Here is a 21,328-nt window from a genome sequence, read left to right as displayed (position 1 = left end):
CTCTCGGGAGGGTGCGGTCATACCGATGGACGCCGAGTCAACGATCTGCCTGAGCGACCTGGTCCCGGCCCTGCGCTGGAGCCGTCCTCAGCAGGTGGCCGAGATGCTGGCCGACCCGCGCCTGCCCGGCGGCTGGTGGGCATCCGTCGGGATCGGCCGCGTGATGCGGGCGACCGGCGTTGACTGGCTCTGCGAGCGGCTCGCCCGCCTGGCCGTCGGCCGTTTGGATCACCTGCCCCTCACCGACCTGCTCCCGGCGCTCCAGGTGCAGACCGTGGACCCGGCCATGCCCGGCTGGCCCGATCCCGTACGCACGGTGGTCAACCACCTCGGCGGGTGGTACCGGCTGCGCCGCCTGACCCCGTGCGATCTCCAGGCCCCGGCCGCTCCCGCCTCGCCCGAGGTCCTGCTGACCACGGTCTTCCGGGAGGTGTTCGGGCGCCTGGAGAGCGACCTGGCGTCCGGGCCGTCCGCGCAGGCGCTCGCGGGGGGCGAGGCAGCGGCCCAGGTCCAGACCCGGGTCCAGCCCCCGGCGCAGGCGCAGTCCCAGCCGCAGGCGCCCGCCGGTCCCCCCTCCGAGCCCCTCCCGCAGGCCGCGCCCGGGACGACCTCCCAGCCGTTCCCCCAGGCCACACCGGGAACCACCTCCCAGCCGTTCCCCCAGGCCGCACCCGGGACAACCTCGCAACCCTTCCCCCAGGCCGCACCCGGGACAACCTCGCAACCCTTCCCCCAGGCCGCACCCGGGACAACCTCCCAGCCCTTCCCGCAGGCCGCACCGGGAACCACCTCGCAGCCGTTCGCCCGGCCGGTCGCGCCGGCCCCCGGGCAGGCCGCCCAGACGCCCACCCAGACGCCCGCTCAGCAGGGTCAGGCGCCCGTCCGGCCCGGGCAGGGCGTGCCGTCGCCGGCCCCGTCGCCCGCCTCGCCGCCTGTCGCGGAGCCGGTCAAGCCCGCCACCCAGCCCTTCGCCCGGCAGTCCGGGGCCTCGCTCCCGCAGCCCGCGGCCTCCCCCGCCCAGCCCACGGCCGAGACGGCACGGGAGCGGCAGCCGGCCGACCTCAGCGCGCACCCGATGGTCGCTGTCATCGAGGGCCTGTTCCGCGACTGGGACCCGCTCGCCAGGGCCGTCGCGGCCGAGCGGCTGTTCGCCGCGGAGCCGGTGAGCCTGCGCACACTGGCGCACAACCTCAACGTGGACCGCGAGCTGCTCTCCCAGGCCCAGCGCACGGCCGAGGAGCGGGTTTTGCTGTGGCTCCGCTCCCCCGACTCCGCGCCGCTCACCGGCCATCTGTTCGGGCTCACCGAGTGGCTGGGCGCCGCGGCCACACAGGAGCAGCTCATCGCGGCGGACCCGTCCCACCCCATCGAGGTCCCGGCCCTCGGTACGCCGCTGTGGCGGGTGCTGGTCACGCTCATGCCCGACCGCCGCCTGCAGGACGGCTGGCTCGTGGTCGGCGACCTGGTGGGGCTGCGTGACAAGACCCGCCAGCTGCTGGCGAGCAAGCCCGCGGACGCCGACGTCGTGGAGCTGCTCGGCCAGCTCGGCATCCGCGCCCACTCCGCCAAGGCGTGGCTGGACTCCATGCCGCAGGCCGGCTCCCCGTCCGAACCCGGCCCCCTGCCCACCCGGCACGGCCCCGACCACCAGACGGCCAAGCCCGCTCCGCTGCCCCGCCGTACGCCCGGCGCGAACGGGCACCACCACGGCCGCGGCGGGGTCCCGATCCCCTCACAGGCCAACAACGGGCCCGACGCCGCCACCGCGCTCGCCGCGCTCAACGCGCTCACGAACGGGAACCTGGGCGGCAACCTGAACGGGAACCTGGCGGGCGGAAACCTGGCGGGGGGCGTGCCCCGGCCGCATCTGGTGCCGAACCCCCGCCCGACCTCCAGCCCGGCCTCCGATCCGCGCCGCTGGCAGCGGATCGACGTCACCAGCGGCCACCTGCGCGGCGAGCCGGTGGCGGTCCCCGAGGGGTACGCCGCCCAGCTCGGCATGCGCCCGGGGACACTGCTGTCGGTCACCGGCCCGGGAGACAACGCGGTCGTCCTGGTGTGGCGTGACCGGCAGCCGGTGTTCGACTCGCTCCAGCCGGTCCTGATGCGGCTGAACGCGCGGCCCGGCGACTCGGTCTACGTGACCGTGGACGGCTACCGCCTGGACGCCCAGCTCACCTCGACCGTCTGACCGTCCCTGCCGCGCGTGGCGTACGGCGCGACGCGCGGCATCTCTCCGGAAGGGCCGGTCGGGTCATGCCCGCATGCCGGCCCCGACGGTGAGCGTGTAGTTTGCGCCGACGCGGAAGCCTCCGGAGGACCCGTGGATGGTCAGCGTGTGGCGGCCGGGCCGCAGCGGTTGCAGACGCACCCAGAGCCCGCACGCGTAGAACGTTTCCGTTCCCTCCACGCCGGTCAGAGGATTGCCCGCCACACCGGTCACGGCGACGTCGTCCTCTTCCATCCGTTCCGGCCTGGCCGGTCGGCCGTCGAGGACGGCGCCGCCCTTCGCGGTGGCCATGAACTCCTCGCATTGCGCCTGGGAGCCGACCAGATTCACCAGCGGGAACACCACCGGCCTCCCCGTGGGAAGCGCGCATGTCCGCCTTACGGTGCCGCCGAAGGTCCCGGCGAGGAACCAGACGTCCTCCGGCTGGTTCCGATCGCAGAACTTCCCGGTGTCGTCCGCGACGGGGTTGGTGCTCTCGGTCTCGGAGGACGCCCACGTCCACCAGCGTCCCTGGATCGACTCCGCGGGCGAGGCGGACGGCTCCGGAGAGACGACGTCGTCCGCGCCGCTCGTGCGGGCCGTCGCGCCACAGCCGGCCAGGAGACTGACAAGCACCAGAAGTGGCAATAGGGATCTTGGGGACATCCGGGAATCATAGACTCGATCACCGCCGACCTCACGGCGATTAGGAGTTTCCGGATCCCGCGAGCCCGTATAACGGGCTCACATCTTCGGTCTGAGCATCTTGCGGTAGTAGGTGGCCGACACCTCGTAGCCGAGGGCGCCGTAGAACTCGGCGGCCCGCCGGGTCGCCAGCGCGACGTATCCGGCCTGCCGTGAGCGCGCCCACGTCTCGAACTCCTCGAGCAGCCGCCGCCCGATGCCGTGGCGGCGGTAACCGCTCTCGATCATCGCCTCCTCCACCCAGGCGACCCTGCCGTTGGCGAACAGCGTGATGTGGGTGAAGCCCAGCAGGTAGCCGCGTACGGTCCCGTCGACCGTGGCGACGATGAGGAAGGCGTCCTCGTTCTCCAGGAGTTGCGGCAGCGCCGCGTCGAACGGCGCGCGCTCGGGCCGGAACGTCAGCGCGAACTCGCGGGCGAGCGCGAAGATCTCGTCCGCGTCGGTCTTCTCGGCCCTCCGGAGCTGGAGATCACCAGACGTCATGAAAGGGACTCTAGGAGTACCCGCGCACATACGTCCAATCCAAGCTCACCCCCCGAGACCGGCGGCAGGCAGGACCCCCTCGCGTCCGCGGGCCGTCCGGCCGTTCTCACCCGGGAGTGCCGTTTCATCCCGAAGCGTCGTTTCATCCCGAAGCGCCGTTTCTCACCCCGTGCCGACGGCGAAGGCCCTCCGGCCGTACCTCACGAACTCGCGCACGGCGGGGCCCTGCCCGCCACGCCACACGAGCGCGAGCAGGGCGGGCGTCTCCACGTCCTCGATGGTGAGCGCGGTGAGCCGGTCGCGGTGGGCGACGGCCATCGACTCACTGAGGACGGCGACGCCGAGTCCGCGGGCCGCGAGGTCCGCGACGGCGTCGGCCGCCCCGGCCTGCAGCGAGATCACCGGCTGGAGGCCCTGGGCCGCGCAGGCCCGGTCGAACACCGTGCGCAGGCCGGTGCCGTACGGCATGCAGACGAGCGGATACGAGCCGAGGTCACGCAGAGTGACGGCGCCCCGCTCCGCGAGGGGGTGGCCGGGCGGGACGGCGGCGACGAGCCGCTCGCTGACGATCGTCAGCGTCTCCAGACCGTCCGGGGCGGCGGCGAGCCCGGTGAGGGCCAGGTCGAGGGCACCGGACCGCACCCCCTCGACGAGCCGCTCCGAGTTGTCCTCCAGCAGGACGATCTCGACCCCCGGATGGGCCCGGTGGAACGCCGCGAGGGCGTCGAACAGCGGCGTGACGGTGCAGCCGACGACCATCCCCACGGTGAGCCGGCCCCTGATGAGGCCGGTCACCTCGCCCACCGCCTGTCCCAGCGCGCCGGCCGCGGCGAGCGCGGCGCGGGCGTGGTCGAGCGCGGCCTTCCCCGCGACGGTCAGCGTGACGCTCCGCGCCGACCGGTCGAACAGCTCGGCGCCGAGCTCGCGTTCGAGCTGCCGGATCTGGGCGCTGACGCCCGACTGGCTGATGTGCACCCGCTCGGCGGCGCGGGTGAAGTTGCGCTCCTCGGCGACCGCGACGAAATACTCCAGCTGGCGCAGTTCCATAACTCCTGATTCTAGTTTCCATCCGAACCATCTGTTGGACTTCTGACACGCGGCTCGGCAGGCTGGAGGCCGTACGAGAGATCGGGAGGAACCCATGCCGGAGTACGAGAAGGCCATGCGGCCGGAGGACATCACCCGCCTGTTCGTCGAGCGGTCCAACGCCGGGGACGCCGCGGGGGTGGCGGCGCTGTACGAGGAGAACGCGGTGCTGGCCTACCCGCCGGGCGGCGTGACGGTCGGCCGGGAGGCGATCCGCGCCCTGTGGGAGAAGGTGCTGGCGAACCGCCCCCGTTTCGAGCCCGAGGAACCGCTGCCGACCCTGGTCAGCGACGACATCGCGCTGACCTCGACCCCGCCGAAGGACGGCGCCGGCGCCCGGGCCCAGGTCGTACGGCGCCAGCCCGACGGGAGCTGGCTGCGGGTGCTCGACCAGCCCGAGTTCGCGCCGCCCGCCCGCTGATCCGGTTACGGGTGAGCCGCCGGGGCGGGGGCGGGGGCGGGGCCCGCCTCGGGGGCCGGGGCGGCCGCCTCGGGGGCCGGGGCGGCCGCCTCGTCGTCCACGAACGTCGCCTCGTCGAAGGGGGCCCGGCCGGCCAGCACCTCCTCCGCCCGCGAGCGGTCGAAGTCGCCCACCCACGTGCCGATCAGGACGGTGGCGACCGCGTTCCCCGCGAAGTTGGTCAGCGCCCGGGCCTCCGACATGAACCGGTCGATGCCCACGATCAGGCCGACGCCGTCCACGAGGGCCGGCCGGTGCGACTGCAGGCCCGCCGCCAGCGTGGCGAGGCCCGCGCCGGTGACGCCGGCGGCCCCCTTGGACGCGATGATCATGAAGACCAGCAGGCCGATCTGCTCCCCCGCAGAGAGCGGGGAACCGGTCGCACGGGCCACGAACAGCGTCGCCATGGTCAGGTAGATGGCGGTGCCGTCGAGGTTGAAGGAGTAGCCGGTCGGGACCGTGATGCCGGCGACGGTGCGGCTCACCCCCAGGTGCTCCATCTTGGCGATCAGGCGCGGCAGCGCCGACTCGGAGGAGGACGTGGACAGGATGAGCAGGAACTCCCTGCCGAGGTAGCGCAGCAGCGACAGCAGGTTGATCCGCGCGCCGAGCCACAGCACCGCGCCGAGCACGACCCCCACGAACAGCAGGCACGTCAGGTAGAACCCGCCCATCAGCACGGCCAGGCTGCGCAGCGCGTCGAAACCGCCCGCGCCGACCACGGCGGCCATCGCGCCGAACGCGCCGACCGGAGCCGCCCACATGATCATCGCCAGGACGCGGAAGACGAGCCGCTGGAGGTGGCCGATCCCCCGCAGGATGGGCGCCGCCCGCTCCCCCATCGCCTGCAGCGCGAAGCCGGTCAGCAGCGCGACCAGCAGGGTCTGGAGCACCTGGCCCTCGGTGAACGCCGAGACGAAGGTCGCCGGGATGATGCCGAGCAGGAACGACGTCGTGTCGCTCTCGCCGCCCTTGGCCGCCTGCTCCTCGGCGGCCTTGCGCAGCTCGTCGGTCAGCTGGAGCCCCTCGCCGGGGTGCAGCACGTTGCCCACGAGCAGGCCGACGGCCAGCGCCACCGTGGACATGACCAGGAAGTAGCCGATGGCCAGCCCGCCCACCTTGCCGACCTTCGCGGCCTGGGCCACCGATCCGACGCCGAGCACGATCGTGCAGAAGATGATCGGGCTGATCATCATCTTGATCAGGGCGACGAAGGCCGTGCCCAGCGGCTTCAGCGCGGCCCCGGCGTCCGGCGCCGCCAGCCCCACGGCGATCCCGAGGACGACCGCGGCGATCACCGCCAGGTACAGGTAATGGGTCCGGTCCCGGGGCGCCCGGTTCATCGTGGTCGTCACACGACCCTCCTCGTCCTCATGCGGCCCGCGACGGCGCGGGCGGAGATGTGATCTGGTCGGTGACTATGCGCCGCGGTAGTGACCTGGGTCACTATTGCGTACATTTCGTTCACGGCGGTTTTCACCGGCGCCCCTCGGTGAATCCGCGCAGACCCGCACGTGAAGCGAGGACGCTGAGACCGTGACGACGATGACCGCCAGGCTCGGACGCTGGAGCCTGGCCCGGCAGGTGCTCGTGCTGCAGATCCTGGTCGTCGGGATCACCGTGGCCGGCGCCACCCTTCTCGGTTTCCTGCGTACGCGCGAGCTTCTCGGCGACGAGGCCGCGAGGACGACCAGGGCGGTGGCGATCAGCGTGGCCGACGCGCCCACCGTGCTCGACGCGCTGGACGACCCCGATCCCTCGGCCGTGCTCCAGCCGTACGCGGAGCGGGTGCGCGCGGAGGCCGGGCTCGACTTCATCACGATCATGAACAGGGACGGCCGCAGGTACACGCATCCCAACCCCCGGCAGATCGGCGGGCGCTTCCTCGGCACCACCGCGCCCGCGCTGGCCGGGCGCACGTTCACCGAGACCTACACCGGCACCCTGGGCCCGTCCGTACGGGCCGTCACCCCCGTACGGGACGCCACCGGCCGGGTCCGGGCCCTGGTCAGCGCCGGCATCACGGTGGCGAAGATCAGTGCCGAGGTGCGCGAGCAGATCGGCTCGGCCGTCATCACCGGCCTGCTCGGCCTGGCGGCGGGCATCGCGGGCGCCTACCTGGTGGGCGCCCGGCTGCGCCGCCAGACGCACGGGCTGGGCCCGGCCGAGCTGAGCCGCATGTACGAGTACCACAACGCGATCCTGCACGCGGTGCGCGAGGGGCTGCTGCTCGTCGACCGCGACGGCCGGCTGACCCTCGCCAACGACGGCGCCCGCGAGCTGCTCGGCCTGCCCGGGGACGCGGAAGGGCGGCACGTGGGCGACCTGGGCCTGTCACCCTCGCTGGCCGCGATGCTCGGCTCCGGGGAGAGCCGGTCCGACGAGATCCACCTGACCGGGGAGCGTGTGCTGGTGGCGAGCGCCGCCGTGGTCCGCTCCGGCACGCGCTCGCTCGGCACGGTGGTCACGCTCCGCGACCACACCGAGCTGCAGGCCCTCACCGGGCAGCTCGACGCCGAACGCGGCTTCGCCGAGTCGCTCCGCTCGGCCGCGCACGAGGCCGCCAACCGGCTGCACACGGTCGTCGCGCTCGTGGAGCTGGGCCGCGCCGACCAGGCGGTGGAGTTCGCCACCGCGGAGCTGCGGGCGGCCCAGCGGCTCACCGACCGCGTGGTGGGCGCGGTCCGCGAACCCGTCCTCGCGGCGCTGCTGCTCGGCAAGAGCGCGGCGGCCGCCGAGCGCGGGGTCGACCTCGTGATCAGTCCCGACAGCGAGCTCGACGACGTCGCCCTCGACGCCCGCGACCTCGTGACCATCGTCGGCAACCTGATCGACAACGCGATCGACGCCGCGGTGCAGGGCACTGTGCAAGGCACTGGGCAGGACACTGTGCATGGCGCTGGGCAGGGCGCGCCGCCCGCCCGGGTCCGCGTCCGCCTGCGCGCCGAGGACGGCACGTTCCTGATCCGGGTCGCCGACAGCGGCCCCGGGCTCGACCCCGGCGTCGTACGGGACGTGTTCCGGCGCGGCTGGTCCACGAAGGGCGACGGCCGGGGGCTCGGCCTCGCGATGGCGGGGCAGGCGGCCCGGCGCCTGGGCGGCGGCATCGAGGTGGGCACCGGTGGTCAGGGCACCGGTGGTCAGGGCCCCGATGGTCAGGGGGCGGTCTTCACCGTACGGCTCCCGCTGCCGCCCCGGCCGGCCCACGACGGCGTGACACGCGACCCGGCGCGCGAGGAGGTGCGGCCGTGATCACGGTCCTGATCGTGGAGGACGAGGAGCTCACGGCCGAGGCGAACCGCCTCTACGTCGAGCGGGTGCCGGGCTTCCGGGTCGCCGGCGTGGCCAGGTCCGGCGGCGAGGCCGTCCGCGCGCTACGCCGCGAACCGGTGGATCTCGTGCTTCTCGACCTCTACCTCCCGGACATGCACGGGCTGGAGGTCTGCCGGGCCATGCGGGCCGCGGGCCTCCCCTGTGACGTCATCGCCGTCACCTCCGCGCGGGACCTTTCGGTGGTCAGGTCGGCCGTCTCCGCCGGGGTGGTGCAGTACTTGCTGAAGCCCTTCACCTTCGCCCTGCTGCAGGAGAAGCTCGAACGGTACGCGGCCTTCCGCTCGTCGATCAGCGGGCCGGGCGAGGTCAGCGGCCAGGGCGAGGTGGACCGGGCGCTGTCCACCCTGCGCGGGACCGCCCGCCCCCATCTGCCCAAGGGGATGACGGGCGACACCCTGGAGGCGGTGGCGGGCGCGTTGCGGGACGCCGCCGGCGGCATGTCGGCCCAGGGCGTGGGCGCGGCCGTGGGCGTGTCCCGGGTGACGGCACGGCGCTATCTGGAGCACCTCGTCGACACGGGCGTCGCGCGCCGGGTCCCGCAGTACGGCGGCCCCGGCCGCCCGGAACTCCGCTACACCATCGCCTGAACGAACCCGCGGACCCGCCGAGGCATTTGTCCAGAAATGGGCAGGTACAGGTCGGGGTGAGGGCCATGGAAGATCGTCATCGACAGGACCGGGCCGAGAGCGGAGAGACGGGCTGCTCCCGCCGCCGGTTCCTCGCCTACTCGGCCGCGGGACCGCTGGCCCTGGCCGCCGTACGGCAGGCGCCACCGAGGCAGGCCGCCCCTGGGACCGCCCGGCGGGACTTCGTCGTGCAGGAGACTCCGTCCCGTTACTTCTCCCACCGGGGAAACGGCTCGGAGGAGATGAAGTGGGGTCCGGTGGGCGAATATGGGGACCTGATCCCCAACGACCGGTTCTACATCCACAACCGGGCCCGCCCGCCACGCATCGACCGTTCGTCATGGCGCCTGGAGATCACCGGTGACGCGGTCGCGCGCCCCATGTCGTTCTCGTACACGGACCTGCTCGCGCTGCCCCAGGTCACCCTGCGCCGCACCCTCGACTGCGGCGCCAACTGCTCGGCCTTCTTCCCCGAGCTCCCGCCGTCGGGCGACGGCCGATGGCTTCCCACCGGTTACACCCAGTGGCACTTCGGCGCGGTCGGCGCCGCGGAGTGGACCGGCGTACGGGTCAGGGACGTGCTCGCGGCGGCCGGGCTCGGCCACGCCGCGGACGTGCGGTTCACCGGTCTGGACGAGATCGCCACCCCGGAGGGGACCGTGCACTACTCGGAGGTGGTCGCCGCGGACAAGGCCCTGCGGGACGACAGCCTGCTGGTGCACCACATGAACGGGGCCGACCTGCCGGCCGACCACGGCTACCCGCTGCGTGCCCTCATGTCCGGGTGGGGGGCCAACACGGCGGTGAAGTGGCTCGGCACGATCGAGGCGTCCGTACGGCGCCTGCCTCCGCGGGGCCTGCAGCGCAACCAGGTGCTCATCGGCCCCTCCTACCCCACCCCCGTCCGGCCCACCGTCGGCCGGGTCCGCAGCGCCCTCGAACTCGACGACGGCGTCACGCTCCCGCCCGGCGACCACACGCTGCACGGCCGGGCCTGGTCCGGCGCCGGGGCGATCGACCGCGTCGACGTCGCGATCGAGCGGCTGATCGCCCCCGGGCGGTGGGTGGCGGAGATGCCCTGGCGCGGGGCGGCGCTCCTCACCCCGCCCGAGCCGCTGATCTGGGTGCGGTTCGAGGTGCCGTGGCGCGGGGCCCGGCCGGGGCGATACCGCGTGATGTCACGCGCCCGCGACAAGGCGGGCAACGTCCAGCCCCGGCCCGCTGACGTCCCGTGGAACCAGCACGGGCTCGGCTACGACGGCCACGCCCCGCTGTACCTCACCGTCCTCCCGCCCCGGACCATGCCGTAGAGATACGCGCCCGCCCGTGGGGACTCCCGCCGCGCGCCGCAGCGCGGTGCACGGCACCGGTCATGAACATCAGTCGCGGCGGGCCACCGTGTCGGCGATCCTGGCGAGTGGCGAAGAGGTCACCCGTCCTGCGACCACTTCCTGACGGTCGGCCTCGCGGTAGGCCATGTACATCCCCTGCACGCCCAGCCAGCGCAACGGCTCGGGCTCCCACTTCCTGACCTTCCTGCCCACCCAGGGCAGCCTGGTCAGCGTCGTGTCGGCGCCGAGAACGAGGTCGCGGAGCGTGCGGCCGGCGAGATTCGCCGTGGCCACGCCGTGTCCCACATAGCCTCCCGCCCAGCCGAGTCCCGTGCGCCGGTCCAGCCCGGCGGTGGAGCACCAGTCGCGGGGCACACCGAGCACTCCTGACCAGGCATGCGCGATCGCGGCGTCGGCGGTGGACGGGAACAGCCTGACGAGCGCGTCCCGCAACTGCCGTACGGTCGCCGCCCGGGTGCGGCCGTCGTTGTCCGTCCTCGATCCGAACCTGTACGGCCAGCCCCGCCCGCCGATCGCGATCCTGTCGTCCGCGGTCCGCTGAGCGTAGATGTACGCGTGGGACACGTCGCCGAGCAGTTCCCTGCCCGTCCACCCGATCTGCGCCCAGAACCGCTCGCCCAGCGGTTCCGTCACGATCAGCGAGGAGTTCATCGGCAGCCACGTGCGCCGCTCCCCCGGCAGTCCCGCGGTGAATCCCTCGGTCGCCCTGATCACGAACCGGGCCCTGACGGTCCCGTACGGCGTCTCGGCCGTGTGCGGGGCGATCCCGGTCACCGGGGTGGACTCGTAAATCTCGACACCGAGCCTCTCCACGGCCCGGGCCAGCCCTTGCACCAGCTTGGCCGGCTGGACCCGGGCACAGTGCGGGGTGTAGGAGGCGCCGAGCGCACCGGCGACGCCGATCCTGGCGACCGTCTCCTCCGCGTCGAGCAGCACCACGTCGTCGTCCCACGCCTGGGCGGTGACGACCTGCTGACGCAGCCTGGGCAGCTGGGCGGGCGCGTGCGCCACCCGCAGCATGCCGTTCTTCACGATGTCGGCCTCGATCCCCTCGGCGGCGGCCACCGCGATGATCTCGTCGACGCTGTCGTTCATCGCCTGCTGGAGGTCGAGGACGGCCCGCCGGCCGTGTGTGGCGGCGAAGCGCCGCCGCGACCCGGCGAGGGCCGCCGTGATCCAGCCGCCGTTGCGGCCGGAGGCGCCGTAGCCGGCGAAGCTCCGCTCGAGGACCGCGATCCGGAGGCCCGGATCGGCCTTCTTCAGGTAGTACGCGGTCCACAGGCCGGTGTAGCCGCCGCCGACGACGCACACGTCGACGTCAACGGACCGGTCGAGCGGCCGCCGGCAGCGGGGCAGGCCGATCTCGCGATACCAGAACGACACGCCTCCGTTGACGGTCACCCCGCCACCCCCACGGCAGGAGCGGGCACGGCCCCGCCCTCGCGGACGCGCCCGATGCGCAGGCAGACCAGCGTGAACACGTAGAACAGCACGGTTGTCAGGGCGACCGGCCAGTAGTGGCCGCCGGTCCACTCCAGCGACGCGGTCGAGAACAGCGGCACGACGCCTCCGCCGATGGCCCCGGCGAGCTGGTAGGACAGCGACATGCCGGTGTAGCGGACGCGCGGCGCGAACAACTGGGCCACGTACGCCGCGCCCACCGAGTAGGTGGCGGTCACGCCGATGAGCCCGACGCCGACGCCCACGCAGAGCCAGAAGGCGCTGCCGGTCCCGAAGAGCCAGAACGGCGGCACCGCCCAGAGGAGCCCCGCCACGGCGCCCCAGCCGATCACCTTGGCCTTGCCGTGCCTGTCGCCCATGGCGGCGAAGACGAACATGAGCGCCGCCTCGACCACCGCCGCCACGATCTGCCCGGCCAGTGCGGTGGATTTGGGCAGGCCCAGCTGAGTCGTGGTGTAGGCGAGCATGAACGTGGTGAGCAGGTAGTAGGCGACGAAGCCGCCCGCGAAGATGCCCAGGCCCACCACGATCTGCCGCCATGAGGTGCGCAGGCACTCGACGATGGGCAGCGCGTCCGATCGCGTGGACTTCCGGAAGTCGGGGGTCTCCTCGATCCTCATCCGCACCACGAAGCCCACCACGACCAGCACGATGGAGACGAGGAACGGGAGACGCCAGCCCCAGCTCTCGAACTGCTCGGCGGTCAGCAGGCCGTTGAGCACGGTGAACATGACGGTGGCGAGGAGCAGCCCGACCGGCGAGCCGATCTGCGCGAACGCGCCGAAGAACGAGCGCCGCCGCGCGGGCGCGTGCTCTACGGAGATGAGCGCCGCGCCGCCCCACTCACCACCGACCGCCAGGCCCTGAACGAAGCGCAGGGCGACGAGCAGCAGTGGTGCGAGCGCGCCGATGCCGCTGTATGTGGGCACGCAGCCGACCAGGAAGGTCGCGGTGCCCATCATGAGCAGCGTCCAGACAAGCGACTTCTTACGCCCCATCCGGTCGCCGAAGTGGCCGAACACGACAGCGCCGAGTGGCCTGGCGACGTAGCCGACGGCGTACGTGGCGAATGCCGACAGCACGCCCGCGATCGGAGACAGCGTGGGGAAGAACAGCTTGTTGAAGACCAGCGCGGACGCGGTCGTGTAGATGAAGAAGTCGTACCATTCGATGCTCGTGCCGAGTGCGGACGCGAGCGCTACCCGGCGCATCTGCGGTTTCGTCATTGGGGGGTCTCCTTCACGATCAAGCCGTCCCTCAGGTCGGCCTCGCGGTCTGCCACCGGCCTCTCGGCGGGCGGGCCGTAGCCTCCGCCGCCGCCGGTGCGCAGGCTGACCCGTTCACCGGCGGCGAGCTTGACCGCGTCGATGTGGGACAGCCGCTGGATGGTCCCGTCGGACCTGGTCACTTCGAGCCCGCCGGTGGCGCCGTCGCCGCCGCCGAACAGACCGCGGGCGCCGTAGCGGTGCCGGTCGGAATAGGCGGAGAAGGTCACGCCGTCCCTGGTCGCCTCGTACGTGCGCACGAAGCCGAGGCCGCCGCGACTGCGGCCGTCTCCTCCCGAGCCGGGGATGAGGGCGAACTCCGTCACCCTGAAGTGCGAGTAGTCGATCTCCAGCGCCTCGACGGGGGCGCTGGCGCAGTTGGAGATCGGGTTGTCGAGCCCGTCCGCGCCGTCCTGTCCGGGACCCGCGCCCCAGCCGCCGCCGAGCACCTCAAGGACCACCTGGTATTCGTGGCTGTCGGGGTCGAGGTAGCTGAGCGCCGCGGCGCTGGTCGTGTCGTAGCCCGTGGCCACCACACGGTCGGGCAGCGCGTCGGCGAGCGCCCGGATCACCGCGTCGAACGCGCGGCTGGCCGGGGTGAGCCTGGCCCGGACGGCGGCCGGCGCGGCCGGGTTGAGAATCGAGCCGTAAGGGGCCTTCACGGTGATGGGCCGGTTGCAGCCCTCGTTGAACGGGATGTCCTTGTCCCTGAGCAGGCCGCGGATCGCGCTCTGCACGGAGGAGACCGTCGAGGCGAACGGGCAGTTGAGGTTGGCGCCGACCTGGGGGTCGGTGCCGGCGAAGTCGACCTCGATGCCGGAGCCCCGCACGCGGACGGAGACCCTGACGTGGTGCCGGTCGCCTCCCCAGGACGACGCGTCGATGATCTCTTCGGCGGAGTAGTCGCCGTCCGGGATCTCGGAGATGGAGTCACGCAGCCGCCGCTCGGCGTAGTTCTGCAGTTCCTCCATCACCGCGAAGGTCAGCTCGGCCCCATGCCTGGAGACCAGCTCGCGCAGCCGTTCCGCGGCGACGCTGTTGGCCGCGAACTGCGCGTTCAGATCGCCCACCACGAGGTCGGGAACCCGGACGTTGAGCCGGAAGAGCTGCTCGACGAAGCCGCCGTGCCAGTCACGGGAGATCGAGAACGGCCGGCCGGGCAGGCGCAGCCCCTCCTGGAAGACCTCCGTGGCGTTGATGGTCAGTCCCGGCTCGCCGCCTCCGATGTCCACATGGTGCGCGACACTGGCCGCGAACCCGACGAGCAGGTCCTCGTGGAAGACGGGCGTGAACAGGTAGATGTCCTGCAGGTGCTGACCGCCGTTGAAGGGATCGTTGTAAAGGATCGCGTCGTCGGCCGTGAGAGTGCGCGGGTCGTTGCCGGCCAGCACGGCGGCGATCGCGTGCGAGATGCCGGCGGTCATGATGGGGATGGCCTCGGCCTGGCTGACCACGTTGCCGTGCGGGTCGACGAGCGCCACCGCGTAGTCCCGTGCCTCCCGCACGACCGAGGAGAACGCGGCGCGCCGCAGGTTCGCCGCCATCTCCCGGGGGATCGCCGCCAGCGCGGTGCCGACGATGTTCAGGGTGACCGGATCGACCGTCATGTCAGGCTCCTCGCGTCAGCAGCAGGTTGGTGGCGTCGTCCACGGCGGCTGTCCAGCCGGGCGGCACGTAGGTGGTGGCGGAGTCCTCCTCGATCACCGCGGGACCGGTGATCGCGAAGCCGGGCGGCAACCCCGCCCTCCACAGGAACGCGCAGGTCCGTTCCCTCCCGCCGATCACGACGGGCAGGTCCTCGCGGCGCGCGGAGCCTTCCGCCTGTACGGCGGGCAACGCCGTGTCGCGCCGGGGCAGCCGGAGGGTGAGCCGGTAGGTGACGACCTGAACCGGCTTGTCCCGGGTGGCGTGGCCATACCTGAGGGCGTGGGCATCGTGGAACAGCTCGGCGGCCTCGGCCGGCCCCGCTCCCCTCGGCACCGGCACCGTCAGCTCGAAGCCCTGGCCCCGGTAACGCAGATCCAGCTCGTGCTCGGCGAGCATGTCGTCCGGGTCCATGTCCTGGGCGGCGATCTCGGCACGGGCGTCGGCGAGCAGCTCGGCGAACACGTCGTCGAGCTCGCCCGGCGCCAGCTCGCTCAGGTCGGCCACTCTGGTGACCGCGAAGCGGCGCTGGAAGTCGGAGCTGAGCAGGCCGTACGCCGACATGAGACCGGCGTGCGGCGGGACCAGCACGGTCCTGATGCCCAGCTCGTCGGCGACCGCGGCGGCGTGCAGCGGGCCGGCGCCGCCATAGGCGACGAGCGTGTGATCGCGGGGGTCGTGGCCGCGCTCGGTGGAGACCAGCCTGATCGCGCCCGCCATCGCGACGTTCGCGATGCGGAAGACGTCCTCGGCGAGCTGGGCGGGCGTGCGTCCCAGCGGACCGGCGAGCACGTCGAGCGCCCGCACGGCGGCCGGCCGGTCGAGCGCGTGCCTGCCGCCGAGGAAGTGACCGGGACGGATCAGCCCGCGGGTGACGTTCGCGTCCGTCACGGTCGGGACGGTTCCGCCTCGGCCGTAGCAGGCGGGACCCGGATCGGCGCCGGCACTCCGCGGGCCGACCTGGAGCATGCCGCCCGGATCGAGCTGGACGACGCTGCCGCCGCCCGCACCCACGGTGGCGATGTCCACCATCGAGAGCTTGACCGGAATCCTGTCGATCATGGACTCGTTGGTGATCTGGGGCCGGCCCCCCGTCACCAGGCAGACGTCGGTGCTGGTGCCGCCCATGTCCATGGTGACGATGTCGTCGACGCCCGCCGCGGCGGCGACCGCGACGGCGCCCGCCACCCCGGCGGCCGGGCCCGAGAGCAGCACGTGGATCGGCCGCCGCCGTACGTAGGCGGCGGGCACCACCCCGCCGTTCGACTGCATCATCGACACCGCGCCCATGCCGCGCTCGGCGAGGGAACGCTCCAGGCGGCTCAGGTAGCCGTCGACCGTCGGCTTGACGAAGGCGTCGATGGTGGTGCTGCTCGCCCGCTCGTACTCGCGGAACTCCGCCACGACCTCGCTGGACAGCGAGACGTCGAGGGCGGGCGCGACCTCGGCGGCGAGCTCGCGGACCCGCTGCTCGTGGGCGGGGTTGCGGTAGCTGTGCAGGAAGCACACGGCGATCGAGGTGACGCCGAGCCCGGCCAGCTCGGACACCGCTTCACGGACGGCCTGCTCGTCGAGCGCGACCAGCGGCTTGCCGTTCGCGTCGAGCCGCTCCGGCACCTCGCGCACCAGCTCACGCGGCACCAGTGGCCGCGGCTTGCGGTAATGCAGGTCGTACATCACGTCGCGGTCGTGCCGTTGCAGCTCCAGGACGTCACGGAAGCCCTGGGTGACGATGAGACCGAGCTTCGGCCCCTTCCGCTCGAGGACGGCGTTCGTGGCGACCGTGGAACCATGCAGGAGCGGCGTACCGGACAGGTCGGCCGTCTCCAGACGGGCGATGGCCTCCAGCACGGCGAGGGACGGGTCGGCCGGGGTGGAGAACACCTTCCCAGTGGCGACAAGCCGTCCGACATCATCGAGCAACACCAGGTCGGTGAAGGTTCCGCCGCACTCCACGCCGAGTCTCATCGCAGTCCTCTCTGTCGATTGGAGAAACGGTCACATGGCCTACTATCTGCGGCAATACGTCGATTACCCTATGGACAGCCCTTGCCGGGACCGCACCGCCTGAAGTACGAGGAGACGCCCGTGGATGTGTCCTCCCTGCCGGGGATGGCACGCGTCTCCGCCGACGGCACGGTGATGCGGCTGGACGGCATCGGCGTGGACCTCTCCGGCAGACCGATGCTGGTTCGCGCGGCGATCGCGCTGTTGCGGTCCGGACGCGACGCCCTCACCTTCCTGGAGGTCGAGCGGGACGAGCGCTGGACGCACGTCTCGATGACGGTCGCCCGCGAGACGGACGACGTGCTGGTGTCCGCGGTCGAGGTGCCGCCGCCGTACGGGCTCACCCCGCGCGAGCTCGACGTGCTGACTCTCCTGGCCGGAGGGCTCACCAACACGGACGTGGCGCATTACCTGGGCACCAGTCCGCGCACGGTTTCCAAGCAGGTGGAGAGCGTGCTGGGCAAGCTCGGCCAGGCGACCCGCAGCGGCGCCGCCGCCTTCGCGGTCGACCACGGCCTCCTCAGGCTGCCGATCCCCGGCCGCTGTCCGGAACTGGCCGCCCTCGCGGTGGGCGCCGTGGACAAGCTGATGCACACGACCGGGCCCCTGCCCGCGTTCGCGACCTTCGGGGTGGTGCCACGCCGGCCGGTCGCGGTCGCGCCGCACGAAGTCGGGCTGTTGCTGCCGCTGCTCGGCGCCTCGGGGGACGACGGAGAGCAGATGCGGCGCGGAGCGGAGCTGGCCGTCGAGGAACTCAACGCGCGTGGCGGCGTGGCGGGCAGGCTGGTGCGCACCTATGTCACCGCTGTGGACGCGCTCGACGCCGAGTCGGTCTCGGCGGGCCTCGCGGAGCTCGCGGCCATGGAGGTGTCGGCCATCGTCGGCGGCTATCTGCTGACCGACGAGCGGGCCTCGTACGAGATCGTGGCCGACTACGGCGCGCCCTACCTCAACATCGCCACCAGCGATCTGCAGGCCGCGTGGGTGCGGCAGGAGCCGGACAGGTTCGGCCGGATCTTCCAGACCGGCCCCACTCGCGGCAACTACGGCAAGGGCTTCGCCCGCTTCCTGCACGAACTCCAACCGCACAGGCGAAGCGTCGGCTTCATCGAGACCACGATGCCCGACACGCAGGCGTTCAACGAGGAGACCTCGCGGCTGATCGAACAGGCGGGGCTGACCATCGACTTCGTCGTCAGGCTCACCCCGCCGTACAACGACTGGAACGAGGCGCTGCGCGCCGTCCGCACCCACGCGCCGGGCGCGGTGATGGTCACGCACCACCTGGCCGAGGAGGCGGCCGCGTTCCAGCGGGAGTTCGTGCGCGAGCCGTCGCCGACGCTGGTCTACATGGTCTACACACCGGCCGTGCCGCAGTTCCTGGAGCTGGCGGGGGAAGCCGCGGAAGGCGTGGTGTGGGCGACCGTCACCGGCCTCTACGGCGACAGCCGCGGTCGCGCCTTCGCCGACCGCTTCACCAGGAAGTACGGCACCGCGCCGGGCAGGGCCGTGGCGAGCGCGGCCTACGACCAGATCAACCTGCTGGCCCTGGCCTGGGCATCGTCCGGACGCCCCCAGGACTTCGACGCCGTCGCCCGCGACCTGCGCGCACTCGTCTACCGCGGCGTCAACGGTGTCTACGACCTCGACCGGGGAGGGCAGACCAGCGTGGCCTTCCCCGACGAGATCGCCGACCCCTCGCTCGGTCAGGCGCACCTCATCTTCCAGGTCCAGAACGGCGCACACCGGATCATCAGCCCCACGCCCTACGCGGAGGCGACGTTCCGCCAACCGCCGTGGATCGGCCACGCACCCCATCGGCCGGCCCGGGGACGCCCCAGGTTCCGCTGAGGGGCGGTGTCCGGCTCCCGGCTCGGCGCCGGATGCGTACTCAGGGGGCCTCGGAGATGATCCGGCGCACATCCGCCAGCCACGCCGCCTTGGCCGCGCGCAGGACGAGCAGGGCCCGGCGGTGCCGCTCGGCCGCCTTCCTGTGGAAGGCGGTCTCGATGGCCGACCACGTGCGCACCAGCCCGGCCTGCTCCTTGCAGGCGACATCCGCGACGGCGGTACGGGTCTCCTCCCGGGACGGACGCGGCGATCGCCAGCGCGGGTCGGCGGCGGCGCTCAGGGGGTCGGGGTAGCCGAATCCCCGCCCGGCCATGCAGCGGCTCCAGGCGCGGAACGACGATCGCAGGTGGGGGTCGCGGAGCGAGGTCGCGAAGGACTCCTGCACCAGCCGGCGCAGCAGAGCGTCCTCGGCGGCCGGCATGTCGCGCCAGGCGCGGGCGTTGGCCTCGGCCCAGCAGCCGCCGGTCCCGCCGGTGCCGTAGGCGGCCAGCCTCTGGTCGCGGGTCAGCGCGAGATCGCGCAGGCGGCGATCCCGGCTGCGCTTCCTGTCCGAGGGCTCCTCGACGAGGTGGTAACCGAACGTGGCCGCCACCGCCGGTTCGATTACGCCGTAACGCCGGCGATTGGGGATCTCGGTCACCGTCACGCGGGGCAGCGCCTGCCACCGCAGGCCTCTGGCCGTCATGCACCTGCCGACGAGGATGTCCTCGGCGGTCTCGACCGTCGCTGCCTCCGTGAGGCTGAGCTCGTAGTCCTCCAGAGGAAAGCGCAGGGACAGCACTTCGGCGGTGGGAGCGGGCGGCTCGGACGCCGGCGGAGGAGCGGCCGCGGGCGGCGTGCCCGCGCAGCCGGAACTCGCCGCCGGCACCAGGAGAGCCGTGGCGATCAGGATGCGTCTCATGAGCGGCTCGCACTGTCGTCGCAGGCCGCCGGGGTGGGGCGGGCAGGCCGCTCCACCCCGGCGGGCACGGGGATGAGGGATCAGCGGTGGAAGTAGACGCAACTGGTGCGGTTGTCCCTGATGTCGTTGTTGCTGAGGTCCTTGTCCTCGGAGTTCGGCCTTTCGTAGGAGTGGGCGCCGGTGCAGCCCACGTTCTGGTAGAGCGTGACGCCGTAGCGGGTCTGGTTCTTCACCGAACTGGCCCCGTTGTCGACCCTGCGGCTCGTGCCGTACCAGTAGTTGTCGGTCAGGTCGCGGTCGGTGCCGGTGAACCCCGCGAATCCCCCCTTGAAGCCGTCGTGCTCGTAGAGCCAGAGCTTGCCGCCCGCGGCCTCGCCGCTCGCCTCGGAGGCGGCGAGCCGGGAGTGCCCGGCCTGCCGGGCGGCGGACAGGGAGGTGCTCGCACCGACCGCCGCGGTCCCCGACCCGACGAGAACCGCCGTCAGCGCCGCACCGCCGAGAATACGATTGCGGATCCTCATGAGCGTGCTCCTTTCTGTTTCCGTGGTCCCGAACGGCGAGAGGCGCGCCGGCATACCGCCAGGGAGAGCCGAACTTCGCCGATTCGGCACATCCCACCTTTTCGGGGAATTTTGATTAAATGGGTTTACGAGGATTTAGACGTCCTTGAGATGGTTTCTCCGGCCAATCTGGATAGCGCGTCCACCTGGCCGACACCGCGGTGCACCTGCCGGCCTCGGCGATCCGGGATTGCGACCGGCCGACTCGCCCGGATTGCCGGATGCCACGCGTCCCTCTCACGGATAAAGCTTTACAGAATCGGCACACAGACTTGTAAACACGTTCGCCTGAATGCAAACTCCCTGGTGGGAAGTGCGCAGCCAGGTAGTAATCACGTCGCCGAAGGATCGCCCATGACCCTGCGAATCCACTTCACGGGTGAGGATCTGGCGCGTACGCACATCGCGCCGCAGCCGGATGTGCTGTGGGAGACGATGCTCAGCCTCTACCGGCTGCGGCGCCGGGAGCAGACGCTGGTTTTCGGCGAGTGGAAGAAGACCGCCCTCGGCCGGGTGCCCGGGAGTGTACGGATGCTGACGACGCTGGTCCCGGTGCGGGGCTACACCGTCGACTTCCTCACTCCTCGGGCGGAGCCCGGCTCGGTGGCGGGGGGCATGGAGGCGCTGCGCCGCACCACAGGGGAGCGGTTGCGCGGGGACATGGCCGAGCTGCTGGCGAGGCACCCGGGGAAGCGGCTGCCCGGGTGGGCCGAACGACTCGCGGCGGGCTGTCCGGACGCGCTGGACGCCCTTGTCGGCGCAGTGGACGGCTACTTCCATGCCTGTCTGTCCCCGTACTGGCCGCACGTCCGCGCCCAGGTCGACCGGGAGCGCGCCCGCCGCGCGAGGCTGCTCTCGGCGGGCGGCTGGGAAGCCGTGTTCTCCACGTTGCACCCGTCCGCGCGATGGAGCTTCCCGGTGCTCGAACTGTCCTATCCGGCCGACCACGACATCCATCTGGGTGGCCGGGGCCTGCTGCTACAGCCGTCGTTCTTCTGCCGGCAGACGCCCATCACCCTGCGCGACCCCCACCTGCCCCCGATCCTGGTCTATCCGATCGAACACGACCTCGACTGGGCGCGCGGGCAGGCTCCCGACCGGCGTACGACGCTGACCGGGCTGCTCGGCGCCACCCGCACCCGGGTCCTCGAGACCCTCGCGGAGGGCGACTGCACCACCACCGAACTCGCCCGGCGCCTGGGCGTCCCGCCCTCCACCGCAAGCCGGCAGGCCACAACCCTGCGGGAGGCCGGACTGGTGAACAGTCACCGTCTCGGCCAAGCCGTGCTGCACACCATCACCGACCTGGGCGTCGCCGTCCTCGGCGGCCGCTGGTCCGGTCTCATCGCCTGACGTCCGCCGAGCGGTCTCCGTACCCGCGCCAG

At 72.3% G+C, this 21,328-nt stretch carries 17 protein-coding genes; 7 read left to right on the top strand and 10 right to left on the bottom strand.

Translation table 11 applies throughout. The annotated features are described in order from the left end of the window. Positions 1 to 25: 25 nt before the first annotated feature. Entirely contained in the window at positions 26 to 2,191 is a 2,166-nt protein-coding gene (locus ABZ857_RS21315; protein ID WP_357045394.1) for a hypothetical protein, read from the top strand. Between the two features lie 63 nt (positions 2,192 to 2,254). On the opposite strand, the gene ABZ857_RS21310 is transcribed toward ABZ857_RS21315, so the two are convergent. From ABZ857_RS21310 to ABZ857_RS21300, 3 genes are all read right to left on the bottom strand, one after another. Further along, positions 2,255 to 2,845, bottom strand: a complete 591-nt coding sequence (locus ABZ857_RS21310; RefSeq protein WP_357045392.1) for a signal protein — start codon at positions 2,843 to 2,845, stop codon at positions 2,255 to 2,257. Positions 2,846 to 2,953: 108 nt separating this feature from the next. Continuing rightward, positions 2,954 to 3,397 carry a GNAT family N-acetyltransferase gene (locus ABZ857_RS21305; RefSeq protein WP_357045390.1) on the bottom strand — a complete coding sequence of 148 codons (444 nt, stop codon included), beginning with the start codon at positions 3,395 to 3,397 and terminating at the stop codon, positions 2,954 to 2,956. Positions 3,398 to 3,559: 162 nt separating this feature from the next. Then, positions 3,560 to 4,444 (bottom strand): LysR substrate-binding domain-containing protein, encoded by an 885-nt coding sequence (locus ABZ857_RS21300; protein ID WP_357045388.1) that lies wholly within the window; start codon positions 4,442 to 4,444, stop codon positions 3,560 to 3,562. Positions 4,445 to 4,538: 94 nt separating this feature from the next. On the opposite strand from ABZ857_RS21300, the gene ABZ857_RS21295 reads away from it, so the two are divergent. Further along, on the top strand, positions 4,539 to 4,904 hold the full coding sequence (locus tag ABZ857_RS21295; protein WP_357045386.1) for a nuclear transport factor 2 family protein: 366 nt from the start codon (positions 4,539 to 4,541) through the stop codon (positions 4,902 to 4,904). A 5-nt stretch (positions 4,905 to 4,909) separates the two neighbouring features. On the opposite strand, the gene ABZ857_RS21290 is transcribed toward ABZ857_RS21295, so the two are convergent. Then, on the bottom strand, positions 4,910 to 6,298 hold the full coding sequence (locus ABZ857_RS21290; RefSeq protein ID WP_357045384.1) for a cation:dicarboxylase symporter family transporter: 1,389 nt from the start codon (positions 6,296 to 6,298) through the stop codon (positions 4,910 to 4,912). Between the two features lie 190 nt (positions 6,299 to 6,488). Between ABZ857_RS21290 and ABZ857_RS21285 the strand changes: the two genes are divergently transcribed. The 3 genes from ABZ857_RS21285 to ABZ857_RS21275 all read left to right on the top strand — a co-directional run bounded on the left by ABZ857_RS21285 (position 6,489) and on the right by ABZ857_RS21275 (position 10,212). Then, positions 6,489 to 8,195, top strand: a complete 1,707-nt coding sequence (locus ABZ857_RS21285) for a sensor histidine kinase (protein ID WP_357045554.1) — start codon at positions 6,489 to 6,491, stop codon at positions 8,193 to 8,195. Further along, positions 8,192 to 8,863, top strand: coding sequence for a response regulator (locus ABZ857_RS21280; RefSeq protein ID WP_357045382.1), 672 nt, complete (start codon positions 8,192 to 8,194; stop codon positions 8,861 to 8,863). Before ABZ857_RS21285 ends, ABZ857_RS21280 begins: the two co-directional genes overlap by 4 nt. 65 nt (positions 8,864 to 8,928) lie before the next feature. After that, positions 8,929 to 10,212, top strand: a complete 1,284-nt coding sequence (locus tag ABZ857_RS21275) for a molybdopterin-dependent oxidoreductase (RefSeq protein ID WP_357045380.1) — start codon at positions 8,929 to 8,931, stop codon at positions 10,210 to 10,212. Between the two features lie 69 nt (positions 10,213 to 10,281). Here the strand turns inward: ABZ857_RS21275 and ABZ857_RS21270 are convergent, their stop codons facing one another. The 4 genes from ABZ857_RS21270 to ABZ857_RS21255 are packed head-to-tail and all read right to left on the bottom strand — an operon-like array spanning position 10,282 to position 16,592. Continuing rightward, complete coding sequence (locus ABZ857_RS21270) at positions 10,282 to 11,655, bottom strand: FAD-dependent oxidoreductase (RefSeq protein WP_357045378.1); 1,374 nt, start codon at positions 11,653 to 11,655, stop codon at positions 10,282 to 10,284. Continuing rightward, positions 11,652 to 12,941: an MFS transporter gene (locus tag ABZ857_RS21265; RefSeq protein ID WP_357045376.1), complete on the bottom strand. Its 1,290-nt coding sequence runs from the start codon at positions 12,939 to 12,941 to the stop codon at positions 11,652 to 11,654. Before ABZ857_RS21265 ends, ABZ857_RS21270 begins: the two co-directional genes overlap by 4 nt. Then, on the bottom strand, positions 12,938 to 14,587 hold the full coding sequence (locus ABZ857_RS21260; protein ID WP_357045374.1) for a hydantoinase B/oxoprolinase family protein: 1,650 nt from the start codon (positions 14,585 to 14,587) through the stop codon (positions 12,938 to 12,940). The genes ABZ857_RS21265 and ABZ857_RS21260 overlap by 4 nt, the downstream gene beginning before the upstream one ends. A gap of 1 nt (position 14,588) precedes the next feature. Then, positions 14,589 to 16,592, bottom strand: coding sequence for a hydantoinase/oxoprolinase family protein (locus tag ABZ857_RS21255; RefSeq protein ID WP_357045372.1), 2,004 nt, complete (start codon positions 16,590 to 16,592; stop codon positions 14,589 to 14,591). A gap of 120 nt (positions 16,593 to 16,712) precedes the next feature. Between ABZ857_RS21255 and ABZ857_RS21250 the strand changes: the two genes are divergently transcribed. Continuing rightward, positions 16,713 to 18,482, top strand: coding sequence for an ABC transporter substrate-binding protein (locus ABZ857_RS21250; protein WP_357045370.1), 1,770 nt, complete (start codon positions 16,713 to 16,715; stop codon positions 18,480 to 18,482). 40 nt (positions 18,483 to 18,522) lie between these two features. On the opposite strand, the gene ABZ857_RS21245 is transcribed toward ABZ857_RS21250, so the two are convergent. Beyond that, positions 18,523 to 19,383 carry a hypothetical protein gene (locus ABZ857_RS21245; RefSeq protein WP_357045368.1) on the bottom strand — a complete coding sequence of 287 codons (861 nt, stop codon included), beginning with the start codon at positions 19,381 to 19,383 and terminating at the stop codon, positions 18,523 to 18,525. An 80-nt stretch (positions 19,384 to 19,463) separates the two neighbouring features. After that, entirely contained in the window at positions 19,464 to 19,904 is a 441-nt protein-coding gene (locus ABZ857_RS21240) for a peptidase inhibitor family I36 protein (protein ID WP_357045366.1), read from the bottom strand. 393 nt (positions 19,905 to 20,297) lie between these two features. Here ABZ857_RS21240 and ABZ857_RS21235 point away from each other — a divergent pair, with 393 nt between their 5' ends. After that, positions 20,298 to 21,296: a winged helix-turn-helix domain-containing protein gene (locus tag ABZ857_RS21235; RefSeq protein WP_357045364.1), complete on the top strand. Its 999-nt coding sequence runs from the start codon at positions 20,298 to 20,300 to the stop codon at positions 21,294 to 21,296. Positions 21,297 to 21,328: the final 32 nt, after the last annotated feature.

Source organism: Microbispora sp. NPDC046933 (genome assembly GCF_040644635.1).
Taxonomy (GTDB): Bacteria; Actinomycetota; Actinomycetes; order Streptosporangiales; family Streptosporangiaceae; genus Microbispora.
This window is presented reverse-complemented; position numbering and strand designations above follow the sequence as displayed.

Excerpts from the sequence above, each read along its gene's own strand:
- ABZ857_RS21300 (WP_357045388.1), bottom strand. The coding sequence starts at position 4,444 with ATGGAACTGCGCCAGCTGGAGTATTTCGTCGCGGTCGCCGAGGAGCGC.
- ABZ857_RS21260 (WP_357045374.1), bottom strand. The coding sequence starts at position 14,587 with ATGACGGTCGATCCGGTCACCCTGAACATCGTCGGCACCGCGCTGGCG.
- ABZ857_RS21245 (WP_357045368.1), bottom strand. The coding sequence starts at position 19,383 with ATGAGACGCATCCTGATCGCCACGGCTCTCCTGGTGCCGGCGGCGAGT.
- ABZ857_RS21275 (WP_357045380.1), top strand. The coding sequence starts at position 8,929 with ATGGAAGATCGTCATCGACAGGACCGGGCCGAGAGCGGAGAGACGGGC.
- ABZ857_RS21240 (WP_357045366.1), bottom strand. The coding sequence starts at position 19,904 with ATGAGGATCCGCAATCGTATTCTCGGCGGTGCGGCGCTGACGGCGGTT.
- ABZ857_RS21295 (WP_357045386.1), top strand. The coding sequence starts at position 4,539 with ATGCCGGAGTACGAGAAGGCCATGCGGCCGGAGGACATCACCCGCCTG.
- ABZ857_RS21265 (WP_357045376.1), bottom strand. The coding sequence starts at position 12,941 with ATGACGAAACCGCAGATGCGCCGGGTAGCGCTCGCGTCCGCACTCGGC.
- ABZ857_RS21285 (WP_357045554.1), top strand. The coding sequence starts at position 6,489 with ATGACCGCCAGGCTCGGACGCTGGAGCCTGGCCCGGCAGGTGCTCGTG.
- ABZ857_RS21255 (WP_357045372.1), bottom strand. The coding sequence starts at position 16,592 with ATGAGACTCGGCGTGGAGTGCGGCGGAACCTTCACCGACCTGGTGTTG.
- ABZ857_RS21235 (WP_357045364.1), top strand. The coding sequence starts at position 20,298 with ATGACCCTGCGAATCCACTTCACGGGTGAGGATCTGGCGCGTACGCAC.
- ABZ857_RS21305 (WP_357045390.1), bottom strand. The coding sequence starts at position 3,397 with ATGACGTCTGGTGATCTCCAGCTCCGGAGGGCCGAGAAGACCGACGCG.
- ABZ857_RS21315 (WP_357045394.1), top strand. The coding sequence starts at position 26 with ATGGACGCCGAGTCAACGATCTGCCTGAGCGACCTGGTCCCGGCCCTG.